Source organism: Spirosoma koreense, from assembly GCF_054777875.1.
Genome location: NZ_BAAHAC010000022.1, coordinates 200,116 through 219,910, shown reverse-complemented (window position 1 = coordinate 219,910; position 19,795 = coordinate 200,116). Strand labels below are relative to the sequence as shown.

At 53.1% G+C, this 19,795-nt stretch carries 10 protein-coding genes; 3 read left to right on the top strand and 7 right to left on the bottom strand.

Going from position 1 to position 19,795, the window contains the following annotated elements:
• Positions 1-84: 84 nt before the first annotated feature.
• The 3 genes from ACYVC2_RS14455 to ACYVC2_RS14445 form a co-directional block, all read right to left on the bottom strand.
• A complete protein-coding gene (locus tag ACYVC2_RS14455) occupies positions 85-2,781 on the bottom strand; it encodes an ABC transporter permease (RefSeq protein WP_461103158.1) in 2,697 nt (898 codons plus the stop codon).
• Positions 2,778-3,116, bottom strand: coding sequence for a PadR family transcriptional regulator (locus ACYVC2_RS14450; RefSeq protein ID WP_461103157.1), 339 nt, complete (start codon positions 3,114-3,116; stop codon positions 2,778-2,780). Before ACYVC2_RS14450 ends, ACYVC2_RS14455 begins: the two co-directional genes overlap by 4 nt.
• A 209-nt stretch (positions 3,117-3,325) precedes the next feature.
• On the bottom strand, positions 3,326-4,252 hold the full coding sequence (locus ACYVC2_RS14445; protein ID WP_461103156.1) for a bestrophin family protein: 927 nt from the start codon (positions 4,250-4,252) through the stop codon (positions 3,326-3,328).
• Between the two features lie 516 nt (positions 4,253-4,768).
• Here ACYVC2_RS14445 and ACYVC2_RS14440 point away from each other — a divergent pair.
• Positions 4,769-6,739, top strand: coding sequence for a CotH kinase family protein (locus tag ACYVC2_RS14440; protein ID WP_461103155.1), 1,971 nt, complete (start codon positions 4,769-4,771; stop codon positions 6,737-6,739).
• Between the two features lie 43 nt (positions 6,740-6,782).
• On the opposite strand, the gene ACYVC2_RS14435 is transcribed toward ACYVC2_RS14440, so the two are convergent.
• Both ACYVC2_RS14435 and ACYVC2_RS14430 read right to left on the bottom strand, forming a co-directional pair.
• Positions 6,783-9,284 carry an ABC transporter permease gene (locus ACYVC2_RS14435; protein ID WP_461103154.1) on the bottom strand — a complete coding sequence of 834 codons (2,502 nt, stop codon included), beginning with the start codon at positions 9,282-9,284 and terminating at the stop codon, positions 6,783-6,785.
• Positions 9,285-9,398: 114 nt separating this feature from the next.
• On the bottom strand, positions 9,399-10,088 hold the full coding sequence (locus tag ACYVC2_RS14430) for an ABC transporter ATP-binding protein (RefSeq protein ID WP_461103153.1): 690 nt from the start codon (positions 10,086-10,088) through the stop codon (positions 9,399-9,401).
• A gap of 123 nt (positions 10,089-10,211) precedes the next feature.
• Between ACYVC2_RS14430 and ACYVC2_RS14425 the strand changes: the two genes are divergently transcribed.
• Positions 10,212-10,937: an arylesterase gene (locus ACYVC2_RS14425; RefSeq protein WP_461103152.1), complete on the top strand. Its 726-nt coding sequence runs from the start codon at positions 10,212-10,214 to the stop codon at positions 10,935-10,937.
• 5 nt (positions 10,938-10,942) lie between these two features.
• Here ACYVC2_RS14425 and tamL read toward each other — a convergent pair whose 3' ends face one another.
• Positions 10,943-13,246 (bottom strand): translocation and assembly module lipoprotein TamL, encoded by a 2,304-nt coding sequence (gene tamL / locus ACYVC2_RS14420; RefSeq protein ID WP_461107135.1) that lies wholly within the window; start codon positions 13,244-13,246, stop codon positions 10,943-10,945.
• A gap of 150 nt (positions 13,247-13,396) precedes the next feature.
• The gene (locus ACYVC2_RS14415; RefSeq protein ID WP_461103151.1) at positions 13,397-18,481 is read right to left on the bottom strand and encodes a translocation/assembly module TamB domain-containing protein; all 5,085 of its coding nucleotides are present in this window, start codon (positions 18,479-18,481) and stop codon (positions 13,397-13,399) included.
• Between the two features lie 493 nt (positions 18,482-18,974).
• Between ACYVC2_RS14415 and ACYVC2_RS14410 the strand changes: the two genes are divergently transcribed.
• Positions 18,975-19,787, top strand: a complete 813-nt coding sequence (locus ACYVC2_RS14410) for a TerC family protein (RefSeq protein WP_461103150.1) — start codon at positions 18,975-18,977, stop codon at positions 19,785-19,787.
• The last annotated feature ends 8 nt before the right edge of the window (positions 19,788-19,795 follow it).

The following is a 19,795-nucleotide window of genomic DNA, read 5'->3' as shown; positions in this document are numbered from 1 at the left end:
GGCAGAGGGCATAGAGGGAAGGGGAAAGGGTGGAGGTTGGTTAACGGATATACCCTATGCCTTCACCCCTACGCCCTATGCCACCTACTCACTCCGCAGGCTTTTTACCGGGTTTACCAGCGCGGCTTTGATGCTGTGAAAACTGACCGTAGCCAGCGCAATCAGGAGGGCGGCAACGCTGACCAATACAAAGACCCACGCGCTTATCTCGATGTGTTCGGCGTAATTAGCCAGCCATGTATGCATCGAAAACCAGGCTAATGGGATTGAAATAACCAGCGCGATCAGTACCAGTTTGACAAAATCACGCGAGAGCACGACAATGATACCCGGCACGCTGGCGCCCATCACTTTGCGGATACCGATCTCTTTCGTGCGCTGCTCGATCACCATCAGGGCAATGGCGAATAGCCCCAGGCAGGACAACAGAATCGCAATGCCCGACGCCAGGCTGAACAACTTCGACAGCATTTCTTCGCTCTGATACCAGTCGTTTACGTTTTCGTCCAGAAACGAGCCCATGAATTCCGCCTGTGGAGCCACCTCACTCCAGACCTGTTGCAGTTTGTCCATCGAAGCAGCCAGGCTTCGCGGAGCGACGCGCACAAAAATATAGCGAATCGGATCGGAATGAGAAAGATGCATGGTAATAGGTTTCATCTGGTCGGTGAGCGAGTACAAATGAAAATCGGAAACCACCCCGATAATCTGGGATTTAGCACCCGTCGTATCCGAATCGTCGCGAAAGAACGTACCGACCGGATTGGCCTCGCCCAGCATTTTAGCCATACTTTCCGTTATAACCACCCGGTTTACCGAATCGGCGGCATAAGCCGGGTTGAACTCACGGCCAGCCAGTAGTTTGATATCCAAGGTTTTGAGATAATCGTAATCGATGAGCAACCAGTCGGTCGAGACTTTCCGGCCTTTGAAGGTAAAGCCAATCGACGAACGCGAGCTGACATGATCCTTACCGCGCCCCAGGTTTACGTCGGTACCGGTTATAGCCAGCACCGTCGGGTCTGTGGCCAGTTTGTTGCGCAGCCGCTGCAGCACCTGCCGACCGTTGGCCTGATTGCCTACCGGAATACTGATCACTTCTTCTTTGGTAAACCCAAGCGGTCTTGTTCGCAGATAGCTTACTTGCTGAAGCGCAATGACGGTGCAGCAGGCCAGCAAACTCGCCATCGCAAATTGCGTAACGATCAGGGAATTACGCAGCAGTCCGGGACGCTTCAGAGAGACCTTCCCTTTCAGTACTTCCACCGCATTGAACCTGGCCATTCGCCAGGACGGGTAGCCACCCGCCACCAGCGTAACCAACATGAACACGGCTAGAATCAGGCCCATAAAGCCCGGCTGGAGCACATGGTCGAAGGTGATCCGGGCGGCAAACGTCGCATTGAACAAAGGAAACAACAGGTAGGTGAGCAGTAGGCCAACCACAAACCCAATCAGGCAAATGAAAATGGACTCGCCCCAGATCTGTACGAAAAGCTGGTTTTTAAGCGCACCCAGCGACTTACGAACCCCCACCTCACGAGCGCGGGTAAACGACTGCGCAATGTTGAGGTTGATGAAGTTAATGCAGGCAATCAGCAGAATAAAAAGACCGATGCCCAGCAGTACGTACACAGCCGCGAGCGGGGTTCCTTTGCCGTCTGCAATATCCCGATCGAAGTGGATATTGGAAAGTTTCTGCAACCGAACAGCCACCCTGTCGCCCCTGGCATCCGCCTGGGCTCCTTTCTTTGTAAGCTCCTCCAGACTAGCCTGGTAGTATTTGCGGGTAAACGCTTTCAGTCGGGTTTCAAACGCAGACTGATTGACCTGAGCAGGCAGCTTCAGAAAGACGGCCAATGAGTTGGCGTACCAAACGTCTTTGTTGGCCTGGTAATCAGCTGCATTTTCAATACGAACCAGCGCATCGTACTGAACGGACGAGTTGTAAGGCGCGTCGCCTATTACACCGGAGACGATGTATCGTTTTTTGTCGCTATCGCTGCCAACCTGCACCGGTTTACCCATCGGATCTTCCGTACCGAAAAGGGTGCTGGCCATATTCTGACTAATGACGATGCTGCTCAGATCGCGCAGGGCGGTTTCCCGAGTACCCTTGATCAGTGGAAATGAAAAGATTTTTAGAAAATCCGGATCGGTAAGGCTGATCATTTTATCGACGTATTTTCCGTTCACTTCTACCAGACTTTTCCGGCCCGACGCGATGCGCGTAGCGGCTTCGATTTCCGGATAATCGGCCTTCAGAGCCGGAACGACCGGCAACGACATCGTCCCGTTTCGAATGGGTCGTTCCGGGTCGTTCAGGAATAAATACGCTTTAAAAATTCGGTCGCCGTCCTGATGAAATGAGTCGAAGGTCAGCTGCAGATAAGCCGTCAGGAACAGGAAGACACAGATACAAAAGGCCACCGAAAGGCCAACCACATTGATGGCGGCATATCCTTTTCGTTTCCAGAGATTACGAAGGGCGATTTTTAAGTAATTACGAAACATAGCAGGATGGAATAATGGGGGTTGCGGATACTGGACTTTTTGCGGGCGTCGACGCACGAAGGGTGGAAGCACGGAAACGACATTCAGGACGTAGCGAAGCGTGGCCTGCGAATTACCCGCCCGCTGGTGCCAGTAGGCGTATAACTCATCGAGGTCACCCTGGACTTCTTCCAGCGTTTCGGCAGGGTGTAACCCGAGCAGCAACCGTTCGGCCCAGCGAGGTGGTTTATCGGTCTGCCCGTGCGGATTTGGATCAGGAGCCTTCATAAGCCACTTACTTTTAGCGAGTTTGGCGGCAGCAATTGCCAGAGCTGACTACGCACATGCTGGATGTCCTGCAACGCCCGGCTACCCAGGGCCGTGACCGTGAATAGCCGCTTGCGTCGACCGCCCCGCTCGGCGGTGGCTCCTCCCAGATCGGATCGAACAAATCCTTTTTCTTCCAGCCGGATCAGCGTATTGTGTACCGTACCGAAGGTGACCTGTCGACCCGTCTGCTGCTCGATTTCCTGCGACACCGTAACGCCATACGCCTGTCCGTCCAGGATAGCTACCATCAGCAATACAATCTCTTCGAATTCGCCTAAATAGGTGCGACGCATACCTTTCAGCTATTAGTCTCTATTTTATCGTACAAATCCGCTGCCAAAAATGAAATAGCCTTTCACAAGCCCGTTAATCGCCATTTTTAACAGAAACGAGGACGGCAGCTGTCCGTAAATGGACAGCTGCCGTCCTCAAATGGACAGGAAAATAAAGTAAGTATCAGGAAACAACCCTCTGCCCTAAACCCATCGCCCTTTGCCCAACCCTAATTCACTTTGACGTACTCGGTCTCGGGCTTGGGTAAATGGATGGCGGAAGGTGTCACGGCCAGAATCTCGTGTACATTCCGACGGATTGTCTGGGCGATCTGGTTCAAGGGTAAGTCGTTGCAATCCAACCCAAAAGGCTCTTCAATTTCGTCGCCGATCATCTCGATACCGATCAGGGCATAAGCGGCCAGTACGGTGGCGACAATGGCAAAATAACCGTATGTCTGGACGAGCACAAACGGAATCAGCAGGACGTAGACCGTAATGAAAAGCTTGATAAAGAAGCTGTACGAGAAAGGAATCGGGGTTTTCCGGATGCGTTCGCAGGCGCCCGTTATGTCGAGCAATGCCTGATGATAAAGCCGGAGGGTAATCAGGTCGGCATCGTTTACCAGGTTGTCCTGGCGTAATACCTGAAGCCGACGCAGAAATAAGGCAGAAATCCGGCTGGGAATGTGTGCGTACTGATGTAGAGGCTGGACGTCGTCGTCGCCCATCTCTTCCAGTTCGGCAAAGTCGACCCCCGCCCGCAGATGCCCCTTTAGCGCCAGAGCGAAATTAGACAGGCATCGGGCAAAGAAAATTCGGTTGGTGGTAGCGTCGTCCGGCAGCAGGGCATCCAGCAGCACCGCCAGATTGCGGCTGTAATTTACCAGCGCGCCCCACTGCCGTCGTCCTTCCCAGAATCGGTCGTAGGCCGTGTTGGTACGAAACACCAGGAGTAAACTCAACGTGATACCCAGCAGCGAAAACAAGGTTCCATCGAATGGGATGTGAATATCGGCAACGTGCTGATCGACCAGCGTAAGTAATATACCGTAGAGGCTGACATAGCCCACCCGGCGCAGCAGCACCCGAATACTAAAACTAGTATGAAAATGCCGGAGTGCTCCGACCCATTCTTTGGCTTCGTATATAATCACCGTCGGTTAAACTAAAGGTAGGCAGTTTTTTGGCTTCAAGATACGAATACATCGAACAGATTTTAATCCGGACGGCCGATGATCTCTTGATACAACTTCATGTTGCCGGCACTTATATACAGGTATCACCTGATTCACTCATCCCGATAAAATTAAATTTTCGACCCCTAATTTCTTTAGCATATAGCGACCGAAAAACCGGCAAATACACCGACTAAACAGCTATATATCAGCTAGTTTTATCGTTTTAATCCTCTATTAATCTCTTGGATGGCTCTCCGCCGATTGTATTAAAAAAATTTAATGCAACACTTCGTTATAGAGCGGAGTAATACTACTTTAAATACCTGGTTTGCAACCCATTATTTATTCAACAGAAACGGTTCGTCTGATCATTCAGGCGAACCATGTTGCTTGTGAATCAGCAAAACCTATTCAGTTGGAGAGCCTCTTAAGCCAACTGAGTCGGCGAGTACACTACTACTTTTCATCCTTAAAGCAAAACGTACTATTGCTATGGCAGCTCTTTACTCTTTGCCGAAACGAATTGCCTTCACTACGGTTGCTCTTTTTATGGTGGCCAGCGCTAGCGCCCAGCTTACCGTCGCGCCAGGGCATTACCAGATCGACAAACACCTTCGGCTGATCATCTGCAACGAACTTCCCACTACAATCTCAGCGGGTACCAAGACCATTGATTTAGGAAAGGCGTTTACGTTTTCAACCCCTCCGACAACCGTAAAGACAGGCACGGCCTATAGCGTTTCGAGCAACGACACCACGTACAAGCTTTATTTCACCCGCCTGCCCATCATCGGCATCGACACCAAAAACAAAGCGATCAACGACGACGAAATTGGCAGCCTGATCGATATAACCGACACGACCGGCAATACCTATCACTCCGATATCGGGGTTAAATTCAGAGGATCTTATTCGAGAACCTTCCCGAAGAAATCATACCGGGTTCAGCTCTGGACAGACAGTACCGGCAACACTACCAAGGACGAGTCGCTCTTTGGTCTGCGCAGCGACAAACGCTGGCTGCTGCTGGCGATGTACAACGAAAAACTTCGACTGAATAATAAAGTGTCGGAAGACCTGTGGCTGAAATTGCATAAGCTCTATTACGCAGATAAGGAGCCCGATGCGCATTCGGCCATCCGTACCCGATACGTCGAGGTAGTAATCAACGGCGCCTATCAGGGGGTTTACCTGTTTACCGAAGATATGGACCGGAAACAGCTGAAGCTAAAAAAACAATCGACGGCGGGCACAGGAGGAGAATTGTATAAAGGTGATTCGTGGGGCGCAGGCACGCTGTTTACGGGTCTGGACCCTTTACCTACGGAGGTAACCGAATTGTGGAGCGGCTGGGATCTGACCTATCCAGACCCAGATCAGACTGACTGGAAAAACCTTTATAATTTCACCGACTTCGCTGTCAATAGCCCAGATAGTGTATTCAGAAAGCAGATTTCTACCAAAATCAGGGAAGATAATTTTGCGGATTATTTCATCTTTTTGAATCTGTTACGGGCCGAAGACAATACGGGTAAAAATCTGTTCCTGGCTCGCTACGACGAAAAGAGCCCTTATTTCATTGCACCCTGGGACCTGGATGGCACGTGGGGCTATTTTTACGATGGCACCCGCAAGAACGTTACGGACGACGTACTAACGAATAATCTGTTCAACCGGCTGCTGGGCACCGATGATTTCAAGATGCAGCTGGCTACCCGCTGGTTTGCGTTACGAGCTAACCTGCTATCGATCGACAGCCTGACGACCGCCATCCAGACCAACCACAGCTTCCTGATGAATAACGGGGTTTACGAACGGGAGAACATGGTCTGGGCAGGTGATCCACTTTCTTACGGTCAGGATGAACTGGACTACATCCAAAGCTGGGTCCGATCGCGGGTATCGTGGCTGGACGGCTATTTTCAGGCCCTGGTCAGCAACAAACCAATCGTGTACAACTTCAATGCCGCTGCCCTATCGACATCGTCGGTGCGGTTGAACTGGAGCGCCAACTGCGCAGCTATTCAGTCGTTCGATGTAGAAGCCAGCGCCGACAGCTTAACCTGGCACACTCTCACTCCGTCCAGCGTACTGACTAACGACTCGACAGCCTGTCATTACTCCTTTACAGACAACGAATCCATTACGTCAGCGATCTACTACCGGCTGAAAGTAACGGATAACAACAACGCTATTTCCTATAGCCCCATTCAGCGCATTGGCATTGAATCCTTCGCCACGGCCGTTCAGTTGTACCCCAATCCGGTCAGTACGACCCTGGAGATTCGGGGGGAGGTTCAGCAGGTCAGAATCTATTCGGTACTGGGGGCGTGTGTGTACGACTCGGATAGCCTGGCTTCCAACACGATCGATGTGCAACAATTGGCGACCGGCCTGTACGTGGTACACATTACACAAAAAGATGGGTCCGTCAGTTCGCACAAAGTACTGGTCCAGCGCTGAACGAAGGCGGGCCACGGTTCGAACCGTGGCCCGCAGCAGGCGTTTACCCTTCGGCCCGCAGCACGTCCAACGGCGGTCGAACCAGCACCTCCCGGCTGTTGAACAAACCAATCAGGATGGTCAAACCCGTAACGACGAGCGCAACCACCACCAATGGCACCGCATTGGGCCGGTAAGGAACCTCGAAGACAAACTGCGCCAACGCCCAGGTACCGAACAGCGACAGCAGAATACCCGACAAAGCGGCCAGCAGCCCCAGCAGCCCGTATTCCAGCGCCGTGATCCGAAAAATCTGGTTGCGGCTGGCACCCAGCGTCCGGAGCAGCACGCTTTCGCGCAGGCGCTGGTATTTGCTGATCACTACCGAACTGGCTAGTACCAACAGCCCAGTCAGAATACTGAACAGTGCCATAAACTGAATGACAAACGAAATCTGATCCAGGATTTCATCAATTGTTTTTAGAATCAGCCCCAGATCGATGGCCGAAACGTTTGGAAACCGACGTACCAATTCGCGCTGTAGCTGGGCCGAAACCTGGGTATTGGGCACCCGCGTCATCAGCACATGAAACTGGGGAGCCTGCTCCAGCACTCCCGACGGAAACACCACCAGAAAATTAGTCTGTACCCGGTTCCAGTCTACTTCGCGCGTGCCACCGACAATGGTCTGGACCGGAGCGCCCTGCACATTGAAATTAAGGGTGTCTCCCAGCTTCAGGTGCAACCGTTCGAAAAAATCTTTCTCCATCGAAACATAGACGGCCCCATTAGCCTGATGCGCGCGCTGACCGGAAACCAACTTTTCTGAAGCGATCAGCGAATCGCGGTAGGTAACCCGGTATTCCCGCGTAAAGGCCCAGTTCGGCACTTTGGCCGAGGTATCCCGGCGGCTTACCCCGGTCGACTTTCCGTTGATGTCCGACAAACGCATCGTGACCACCGGAACTTCCTGCAAAACCGGTAATTTCTGCGTTTTCACCAGATCCCGTACTCCTTTGATCTGCTCGTTCTGAATATCGAACAGGACCATATTCGGCTGTTTCCCACTACCCGACAGCTCTACCCGTCCCAGCAACAAGCCCTGCGTCAGATACAGCGTGGCAATCAGGAAAGCGCCGAGGCCAATGGACGTAACCAGGATTAGCGTTTGGTTATTAGGCCGGTATAAATTCGCTAAGCTCTGCCGCCAGACGTAACTCCACGAGGCCGGAAAAAACCGCCGAACGAGCCAGATCAGACCCAGACCCAGACCCGTCAGAATCCCGAATGCGATGGCCAGACCAGCCGTAAACCCAATAGCCAGCGGTAGATTATGCGTTTGCAGGTAAGCAAAGCCGACAATGAACCCGATAACCAACCCATAGACCAGCCAGCGCAGCGGATCTCGTCCGGCAACGTCGGCTTCGTAGGAGGCCCGAAGTGTACGCAGGGGTGATACATTCCGGATAGCCAGCAACGGCAGCAGCGAGAATAAAATAGAAATCAGCAAACCCGTACCGATGCCTCCTAAAATAGCCGACCCTGACAGGGCAGTTTCCACGGTAATGGGTAAGAAATTACCGAATACCCGCGGCAGTACCAGTTGAACTACCGAGCCAAGGAGCGCGCCAACCGAAGCCCCCATGAGGCCCATCAGCGTTGTCTGGAGCAGGTAGATCAGGAAGGCCTGCCGGCCGCTGGCCCCGAGCGTTCGCAGAATGGCGACGGACGCTACTTTTTCTTTTACGTAAAGCTGTACTGCGCTCGCAACCCCCACACAGCCCAGCAGCAACGCCACAAAAGCGACCAAACTGAGGTATTTTGTCAAATCGGCAAACGAGCGACCCGTTTGGCGTTTGCGTCCTGCTACGGTGTCATAACTGACTCCATCCTTATCTAATCGGGCTGAAATACTTTTGACGTATTTTTCAACGTCGGTACCGGGTGCAAATTGGTAATAGTATTTGTAAGCCACCCGGCTTCCCCGTTGCAACAGCCCCGTATTGGCCAGGAAGCGGGCCGGAATAAACACCGTCGGTGCTACAGTCGCGGCAACGGCAGTCTGTCCGGGCGTTTTAACGACCCGCCCCGTAATTAGAAACGACTGATTGCCCACCCGCACCGAATCGCCCGGTTGCGCGCCCAGTTGCACCAGCAGCGCATCATCGACCAGCGCTACCCGCTCGGTTGCCTGTCGGAATGTCTGAATAGCCGCCTGCGGATTTACTTCCCAGGTGCCATAATACGGAAAATTACCCTGCAAGCCTTTCACCTGTGCCAGGCGCACATCGCCCGTTTTGGGTATCGATACCAGCGAGGCAAAAGAGACTTCATAAGCCCGATCGCGACCCAATGTCTTTGCCAGTTGTTGCGTAGAGCGGCCAGGTGGGCGACTCCAGGATAGGGTCATGTCGGCTCCAAGAAGCTCCCGGGCCTGATCATCGATACTCCGGGCCAGGTTATCGCCAAACGAGTTAATCGCTACCAGGGCGGCAATGCCCAGCACGATAGCCGACATGAACAGCAGCAACCGCTGCCGGCTCCGGCGACTGTCGCGCCATGCCATTCGAAAAAGCCAACCGAACGAAGTCATTTTTAGTCAGTAAGGGGTCGTTCCTAGTCATTAAATCGACGTTAGTTGCTTTTACTACTTAATGACGATTCAGTGACTAATAATGACTTATTTTTCAGATAATACGCCCGTATCCTGGATCACGGTGCCGCCTTTGATGCGGATGATGCGTTGCGTACGGGAAGCCAGTTCCAGGTCGTGGGTAACGAGTACCAGGGTCGTGCCGGCCTCGCGGTTCAGTTCGAAAAGCAAATTGACTACGGTGGCGCTGGTATCGGCATCCAGATTACCGGTCGGTTCGTCGGCGAACAGTAATTTAGGGCGGTTCGCAAAGGCCCGCGCCAACGAAACCCGCTGCTGCTCACCACCCGAGAGCTGGGTCGGATAGTGATGTCCACGCGACCCGAGCCCAACGCGCTCCAGCAACGCCTGAGCTGCTTTCGCAGCCCCTTTTTCGCCCCGCAATTCGAGCGGAACCATTACGTTTTCCAGGGCGGTGAGCGTAGGCAACAACTGAAAATTCTGAAAAATAAAGCCAACGTGCTGATTGCGCAAAGCGGCTCGCTGGTCTTCGCTGAGCGTATCCAGGCGCACATCGTTTAGGTAAACACTACCCGACGATGCACGGTCCAGGCCAGCACATAAGCCCAGCAACGTAGTTTTTCCGCTGCCCGACGGACCAACGATCGCAAAGGTATCACCGGGTTCCAGGGTGAAAGTTACCCCGTGCAGAACGGTCAGTTCCCGACCACCACTTGCATAGGTTTTCGTCAGATTTTCGACGCGCAGAATACTCATGTAGCAAAAAAGGTTGTTCCAAACACGGAGATAACGGAGATTTACACGGAGAATACGATGAATTCCAAAACGCTGTGCGCGTCGCGGTGTTCTCTGTGTTTAAGCTAAACCGACACAAAATCAATGAAGTTCTTCCAATTAGCGCAAATCCCGCATTCTGTGATAAGCGGCCTGATGCTGATCTTAACGGTCTGGGGCTGTGGGTCATCCGACTCTAAAACCGACTCAAAGCAGCCATCCGATTCGTCAACCGCAACATCGGCGGATACGCAGCCGACCCAGTCGGGCAAAAAACAGATCGTTCTTTTCTACGGCAACAGCCTGACGGCGGGCTACGGCGTCGAACCGGCACAGGCGTTTCCGGCTCTGATCGGCGAAAAGATCGACTCTGCCGGGCTGAATTATCAGGTTGTCAATGCGGGCCTGAGTGGCGAAACGACGGCCGGGGGCAAAAGCCGCATCAGTTGGGTAATGCGCCAGCCGGTGGCGGTGTTCGTACTCGAACTGGGCGGTAACGATGGGCTGCGCGGGCTTCCACTGTCGGCCACCCGGCAGAATCTACAGGCGATTATGGATACGGTTCGTCGCAAAAGCCCGCAGGCGACTATTGTGCTGGCCGGTATGCAGATTCCACCGAACATGGGTACAACCTACACCAAAGAGTTTCGGAGTTTGTTTAAAGAACTGGCCGATAAAAACAACGTGCTGCTGATCCCATTCCTGCTTGAAGGCGTTGGCGGCATTCCCAAACTGAACCAGCCCGATGGCATTCACCCCACCCCAGCCGGTCATAAAATTGTAGCCAACACGGTCTGGAACGTGCTGCGGCCAGTGCTGAAAAAAGAGTAATTTGGCTAGAATGGATACCCAATGGCGATGTTGAAGATCAGGTTCTGTTTTCGCCAGGCGGAGCTGCCAAAATCAAACTGATCCAGCACCCATTCGTTGCCGTTGGTTTTGTAAGGTTTGCGTATGGGCGTCGCCAGGTCGAAGCGTACCAGAAAGTACGACAAATCGATCCGAAGCCCTACTCCCGTACCGATGGCAATCTGTTTGTAAAAATTGGGCGTGAACGATTCGACGTTACCTTCGAAGGCCTCGATATTGTAGTACGTCCAGACGTTGCCCGCATCGACGAATACGGCCCCCTCCAAATATTTCGTGAACTTGACCCGCAGCTCGGTATTGGCCTCCAGCTTAATGTCACCACCGCCATCCTGAAAGGTAGGTAGGTTCTGAAGCGTATCGCTGGTAAACAGACCAGGGCCAATGGCACGAGGCCGGAACGCCCGAATGCTGTTGGCTCCGCCCACGAAATACCGCTTTGTGAACGGCAACTGGAACCCATTGTAATTGCCGTAAGGAAGTCCCAGGCCAGCAAAGAGTCGATTCGCCCAGGTTATATTGCTGCTCAGTTTCCGGTAGAAGCGCGCATCGGCATCGATTCGGAAATACTGGGCGTAAGGAACCCCAAAGATGGTTCGTCGCCCATCTGGAAATGTGTCTTTGCGAAAGAAAAGGCTGGCCAGATTGCCGGCGACCTCCACATTGGTCGTCAGCCGGAAGGTGTTGGGAGAATTAGACCGGGGGGGCGTATTGTAATTGAAACTATAAAGTGAGCTAAGAATAAGCTGATTCGAGTTAAAAACCGTATTGATGTATTGGTTTTTAACGATTTGCAATATCTCCGGATCAAGCAGAATATCGTAAACCCGCTGCCCTATGCTGGCGTCGGGCACATACACGTAGTTGGCATTGAAGGGCTGGAAAACATGTTCGACCTGCTGATTCTGTCGCCAGGCGTAGCCGAATGTGGTCTGAAATGAATTGATTCGGTACAGCCCACCCCGAATGATGGTTTGGTAACCCAGCGTTGCGTTCGTTTTGGGCAGGGCCTGTCGCCGGTCATAGCGGAAGGCCAGCGGGCTGACCAATCGGGGGAAACTAAGTGTTCCGTCGAGTCCGAAGCGGTAGTTGGTTACCCCCTGATCACCCGCTCCGACCTGAAATTCGATCCCCGCCGTGCCGTTGATGGTCAGCAATTCCGCCCGACGCAACGCATTCCGATTCCGCCAGCTTAGCGTCATCTGCGTCCCGTTGAAGTTATTGGAGCGCGAGGTGAAATCCGGCTCTATGCGAATCGATTTCTCCGGATAAGGCGTCAGGTAATAATGAACATCCAATACGGCCGAGTCGCCCTGCTGGTCGGGTTCGAAACGGTTGCGGACAAACTTAAAGGCCCCCACGTTGATAAACCGGGAGAGCGTCAAATCCTGCATCCGGCTGTTGTAGCGGCTTCCAGGCCGTACCGTTACGATGTCGCGAAACAATTTGGGATTGAACATATGCGTCGAATCGACAATTCGAAACCGCTGTTCAGACTCAACGGCCCGGCGTTTGTTCGTGTCCTGCTGGGCCGTTGAGATGTTGTAATTCGGGTAGATGAATACGTCGCGGATGGAATAAGGTACCCCAGCCGCATCGGGCATGTCGGGTTTGATGTAGTAATACAGCTTCGTTTTATGAAGGATGGAGTCGTTATCCGCCAGGATGCCTACGTAATCGGGAAGAAAATAATAGAAGCCGCGCTGCTTGATGACCTGGCTAATGCGTTCGCGCTCGATCTTAAGATTATCGAGACGATATGGATCACCTTTTTTAACGACAGGGCGTCTGGACGAAAACTGGAGTGCTTTCCGGACGGGGGTCGAATCGACGACAAACGTGACCGAATCGACGTAAAAGCGTGGCTTCACGTTTACCTCATACACACCCCGCGCTTTATACCCCTCTTCTTTCAATGACCCGGTAGCCGTAGAACCAAAATAGCCTTCATTCACCAGAAAGGCCTGCCAGACCGGAATATTTGAGGAGATCGCTTTCGCACTGGCGAACACCGGCTCTTCGCCAAACTTCCGACGGAACCAGGCCCGGAAACCGTTCTTGCGCGGCTCGCCGAACAGGTAATAAAATCCTACTTTGTACGGATAGCCAAAAAGTTGCTTGTTTGGCCTTGGCCGAGCCATACTCGTCAGTTGTTCCTGAATCGCCTTCTGCTCACCAGCCGGAACCGAGTCGGCCTTGATCGTCACATCGGTACCCATATACAGGCGCTCGTTGGCCGGTAAATGCTTTGCAATGTTGCAGCTATTGAGCAGTAAAGCGAGAACAGGAAGACAAAGAGCAGGCAGTAAAGAACGGAAAGGAGTTAAGCTAAAAGGGCAAGCTACCTGCTTTGCTCCCCATGAAAAAGCAGCAAAAAGGGCATAAACAAAACGTTTTATTCCAGATAAATTCTTCATAACGAATCAATTCGCCGAGGGGGCACCAGGCGATCGGCGCAGAATGTCGGACAGCGTATTGTAATCAATGGTGATGACGAACCCGACTCCCGTTTCAACGATATAGCCGTCCAGTACAGCCTGGTAGTCGTTATGGCGGTAGGCCCGCAAAACGTAACGGCCGTCGCGCGAGACGTTATAATTCAGGGATACGTTGTCGAAGACCTGATTCGGGTTTGCTGTCCCGGTGGTGTTTTCCAGCACGAAATTTTTTCCTACCGATACGGTTAAGCGGCCCGACAGAAAGCTCTTCGATAAGCCAATGTTCAGGTCTGTTCGGGCACCGCTTCCTCCGTCGTTCGTTGCGATGCCATTCTCCGACTGTAAATTGAAATTGACGTCGAATCCTTTCAGTACGTTGGAGGCAAGCCGCCCTAACTGGTCTGAAATCAGCTTACTGACGCTGCTGCGGGCCACACTCTCGGCCTGTGAATTCAGCCCGCCCCCAGAATTCGATCCGGAGAAGAAGTCGGCGGTGTTTTCGGGCAGGAATCGGTTCAGCACCAGCAACGCAAACACCTGCTTGTTGATCTGCGACGGGTCCTGCCGCAAGGTTTTCAGTTTATTCTCGATAGTGGCACCCAGTTCGCTCGATGCCGCAGCCGATGACGCAGGCGTATTGTCACCTTCAACTTCGGGCAGACGAATGTCGAAATCCAGTTTCGGGGCGGCTAGATTATTACTGATGGTCAGCGCCACATCGAACGGAAGCTTACGACTGGCCGCTGCGGAGGGAATACTGGTCGTTTCGCTTCCGATCAAATCGCCCGGCGACGTGGAGACCTGGTAGATTGCCGTCATGTTGATGTCGGCTTTGAGCGGGTCGCCCGAGAAATTGATGTAGCCTCCTTTCTGAATTTTAAACTGGCGTTTCAGCACCTGATACGTCATGGAGTATTCTCCTTCGGTTACCTCGTACCGACCCAGAACGGTCAGCTGCCCGGAGGCATTCATGCCCACGTTCAGGCGGGCATTGCCGCGAGCCCGCAGGTAATCGCCGTTCAGTTCATCGACCACGATGGTCAGCTCCGATTTTTCGTCGGCTTCCAGGTCCAGTGAGATCGTCGAGTTGCTTAACTGATCGAAAGCCAGTCGGGGGGTCGTTCTGACGCTGTCCTGCTTCGGCCGGCTGATGTATTTAGCGATGGCCGTTGAATCATTATGATCGATGAACGTAACAATCTTACTCGATTCTTCGATACCAGCTTCCTGATCGGGCAATACCAGCGAAATCTTGCTGCCATCTTCCAGCCGTACGTTGCCCGATATTGACGCATTGGAACCCGCGCCTTTGATCCGCAGATCGGTCGATACGGCCGCTTGTCCATACGCATAATCATTGTCTTTCCGGGCGGCATTCAACACCTGAAAATGATCGGCCCGTACGCGCAGGTCGTAGGCTGCATTGGGCAAATTTTTCAATACGACTTTGCCATCCGTCGACAGCGTCCGTCCCTGATCGTCCCGCAGCTTGAAATTATCCAGTGTGATGGTCTGGCCGGCAAACGCCAGCTTCTCCTGATCGATGTGATACGTAGCGTTCAGTTGTTTGATGTTAAAGGCTACTGAGTCGAAGGCTACGTTCCCGTTCATTTGAGGATTGTCGATCGCCCCTGCCACATCGAACGCACCTGTAAGCTTGCCCTTAGCCTGCCGGAGTTCTCCGAAACTAAAAGCCTCGATGGTTCGCGCATCCAGTCGGTTTAGCTTGATAGCCAGATCGAGCGCCTGTTTGGCATCTTCCGGGTTGTAAAAACCTGTCACGCTGGCATCATTAAACGGTCCGACCAGGGTTGTGTTGACATTGATGCGACCATCGTCTGTATTGCGGAGCCGGGCGGTCAGGTTACCGATGGGCTGGCTCATGACCTTGAGACTATCGACATAAATCGATCCGATAAAAGCCAGCTTCCGGTCAGTCGCCATGTAATCGCGGACAATGATCGTACCATTGAGCAGGCCACTGGCCAGTGTCGTGTCCTGGTTGGCGAGCCGGGCCAGGTTCTCGACATCCAGGTTGTGGGCCGTCACCCGGATCGGGGCATTGCCGTAACTCTCGGTATTGCTGATGTCCAGCGCCTGGCTTTTATTTTCGATGTGCAGATTATTGACCAGCACCCCACTTTTGCCATACTGCGCAAATCCGGCCGTGTCGGTTTGCCAGCGCTGGTAATTGGTCAGCAGGCCGTTGGGCGCAAACTGAAACCGGTAGCTGGAGTCGACAATGCTGAGCGTTCCGGCCAGGCCGTGTAGATCCTGGTCGATAGAATCTTTATTGACTACCGCAAACCGAAGCTGGTTATTGGCCGCCGTACCGGTCAAGTCAGTTTCCCGGATGGTCATGCCATTGTACAGCACGCCATCGACCTTCCCGTTGATTTGCAATTGGTTTCCGACACCGCGCAGGGCCAAACGACTTCCCTGCAGCGTCGTCGTGTCGTAAACGATTACGCCCGTTCGGAGCGTGGCCGACAGGGTCGTGTCCCGCGTATTATCGAGATACGCGTTGAAGCGAACGGTATCCATCCGGGTCAGATCCGGCACGAACGCACGAATCAGTGGATTCTGATAGGCTTTCATCGACAGGGCGAAAGCATGCGGGGGCGGTATTTTTTTATACGCTAGATCGGGGAGGGAAATGTACTTACCGATTTCGCCCAGGATTATGTCGTAGAGCTGCGCATACTCGAACTGTCCGTCGAGTTTAAGGCGGGCCCCCGGCAACTGCGCAACCACCCCCTTGGTTGTGCCATTGGCCGACAACTGGGCGTACAACGAATCGACAGGATAGCTTTTCCCCTGTAACGTCACGACGGCATCACTCGCCGAAACGGTACCGACCGGCTTGGCCGGATCAGTCGAAGCCATATCCAATAATATCCGTCCTTTGAGCGATAGAGGGTCTTTGTAAAGTTTCAGTTGCTGTAAATTCAGTTCATTGATCACTGTCTCACCGGCTACGGAAGGAAAATCGCCTTTCAATGCGGCTTTGATGTCCAGGGCCAGGTTGGCATTGGGATCTTTGAGCGCTCCGGTCAGGGCCAGATTTCCGGCCGCCAGTTTCCCTTGGGCGGTCAGGTTCTGATAGGTATAGCCGCTTAGTTCGGCAGATTGAATGGCCAGATCAAAATTGGTCGTAAGCGTGTTGACATCGATGCCGCGCCCATCGACCGTGGCCCGACCGGTTATTTTACCGACAGTGCCTGTTTGTTTGAGCCACTTTCCTGCGTCGAAATCGTTGAGGTTGAGTGTGCCTTTATAGGTCTGGTTTTTGCCGGCTACAAATCCGGCCAGCCGCCCGTCGAAACTAGCCGTCCCCCAGACCGTATTGACGTTGGCATCCAGCACCAGATCGTTCAACTGACCACTGATTTTACCGGTCAATTTTATACCCGGCGGCAGCGCGATCGACGAGGGAATAGAGCCTTTGGGCGCGAGTTTGTTAATGTCTGCCAGGTTGGTAACAGCTTCCTTCACGTCCATGTCGACCCCCAGATGGTCTGGATCGGTCACGTTGGTCAGCCGACCGCTGGCAACCAGCTTCGTACCCGACAACATATCGAATTCCAGTTGGGGAATGTTCAGCGCAGCCAGTGTACCCGACGCTTGTGCGTTTGCCCTGAACACGCCCCCGCTATTGCCCGCAAACGGGGGCGTGTCGGCCAGGAAGGGGGCCAGTTGCAGCACATCTTCGACGGAAAGCCGACTCTGGCGCAGGTTCACGCGTACGCCCACCCGTTTGGCAAATCGTGGATTGCTCAGTTGCCCCAGCGAATCGTAGCGTAGCACCACCTGATCACGCAGGAGCGTAGTAGGCGTCTGGATGTATAGCTTCGTCAGGGTCGTGGTCGTGTCGGTATAAAGCAGATTTCCTTCAAGTTTCTGTAGCACAAATCCACTGGTAGCCCGGAACCGGCCGTTACGGAGCTGACCACTGATGCGCTGACCACGCTTACCCAGGTCCTGATAGACCAGAAATCGCCCGTCGATACCCAGATTCTGTAGATCGAGGTGGCTATAGTCCAGTCCTTTCTTCTGGCGGGGGGCCGTTTCATCATCGTAGCGGATGCGGTTATTGGCAAACCGTACGTTGGTGAGTTTGGCCTGCCAGCCGGGTGCGCCCGTACTGGCAGTGGATGCGGCAGCAGACTGGGCAGGCACCGACTTTTTGGCTGGCTTGGTCAGGATGGCCGCCACGTCGGCATTGCTTAAATCGAGCGATTTGATTCCGATTTTTTCTCCTTCGAGGTACAGAAAGTCCGACTCCATAGCCAACCGTTCTGCGCTACCCTGCGTGCGAAAATCAGCAGTTTCGACCCGGATATCCCATTTGGCGTTATTGATCTGCCACTTCCCCAGGGCCAGATCGAGTGTATCGCCGGGCTTGCCGGGTGCACTGGGCGGAGTGGGCAGCCCTTCATAGAGTCGGGTGTACACGTTCATGCCATTGACCGCTACGTCCGACAGATGGTATTTCGACTTGGCAACGTCCGTTTCGCTGAACCTGGCCCGCAAACTGTCCAGGTAGGCATTCACATCGGCACCCGTCACATCGTCGAGGTATTTGATCCGAACGTCGCGCAGCGCAATACCCGTTAGGTTGATGGCCATTGGCGTCGATACCGTATCGGAGGGTTCCGGTGCAGAACCGGTATCGAAGGCGTCGAGAATATACTGAAAATTGAAGGTGGTGTCGGGCAAGGTCCGGTTAACATTCAGCCGAATGTGTTCCAGCTCGATCTGATTCAGCGCCACACGGTTGTTGAGCAGCCCCCACATATCGAGGTCGATGCGCATTCGGCCGCCGTTGAGCAGGGTATCACCTTTGGGCGTTTTAAAAAAAACATCTTCCAGCTCGATCCAGTCCGGAATGGAATAGCTGATGCGCCCAATGTGAAAAGGCGACTGCAGTTTCTGGGCCAGGTACGAATTGACCTGCTTCGTCACAAACTGCTGGCCCCAGGGTGTGGTGGCGACCAACACCACAAACCCGACCAGCAATAGGACGAGTGCAAGCAAACCCAGTAAAACACGAACGATAATTTTCGCCACAGTATGTAAATTTTCTGACAGGCAGCTGACTGATTATAAGGTCGATCAGCGCGGGTCGCTACTTCCTTTGACTAGTCAGGTCGAGGGACACCTTTTCCCGCTTAAAGTTCCTGTTGCATAACTACCCCAACTGAATTTATGTTACTGGTTAACGCAAAAGCTACCAAATGTCTTAAAACTTTTGCCGGGAGCCGTGCCCCGGTTGCCAATGGTGCTGCCAGGAACTACAGCCCACCGTAGCGACGGTCCGGCTCCCGACAAAAAATCGGCGTCTGAAGCCTTGTCTACGAATCGAACGGATCGATTCGTGGCGGCTCACCTGCTTCCTATATACGCAATTAAGCGGGCCATTGTTGCCGGATTTTTCAATTGATCTTCACTTTACCAGCAATATACCCCATTAACCTTTTATCCGGTCCGTTGTTCTTTCTTGCACAAGTTGTTGCAGACCCGGTCCGCAGCCGGTAATTTTGGGCTGGATCTTCTATCAACTATGAGCGACCTGTTTACGGCTGAATCCATCATCAGTCTGTTGACCCTGACGTTTCTGGAAATCGTGCTGGGTATCGACAACATCATTTTTATTTCCATTGCGGCCAATAAGCTCTCGTTACAGGAGCAGCCTAAAGCCCGGAACATCGGGCTGATACTGGCCATGGCCTTCCGACTGCTGCTGCTGCTGGGTATTTCGTTTGTCATATCCTTAAGTAAACCATTCACACACGTCGATACAGGCTGGTTTAAAGCCGCCTTCACCGGGCAAAGCCTGATTCTGTTTGGCGGAGGCTTGTTTCTGCTCTATAAAGCCACGTCGGAGATTCACCATAAGCTCGAAGGACACGCTGACGATGAGACGCAGGAGGGCACAAAAAGTAAAACGACGGTCTCTAGTGTGGTGACCCAAATTGCCATCACGAACATCGTTTTCTCAATCGACTCCATCCTGACGGCCATTGGTCTGACGCAGAACGTAGCCGTTATGATGATTGCCGTGGTCTTATCGATTCTGATCATGATGTTCTTTGCCGGCCCCGTGGGTAAGTTTGTCAATGAACATCCTACGATTCAGATGCTCGGTCTGGCGTTTCTGATCATGATCGGGTTTATGCTGATAGCCGAAGGCGCGCACCTGTCCGAAGTGTCGATCTTCAATCAGGAAGTCGGTGCGGTGCCCAAAGGATACCTATATTTCGCCATTGCCTTCTCGCTGCTGGTCGAATTTCTGAATATCCGCCTGCGCAAAAAGCAGACCCCTGTTCACCTGCATGGCTATGAAGGCCAGCCCAACCGCGACGGAATTATATAAAAACAGCG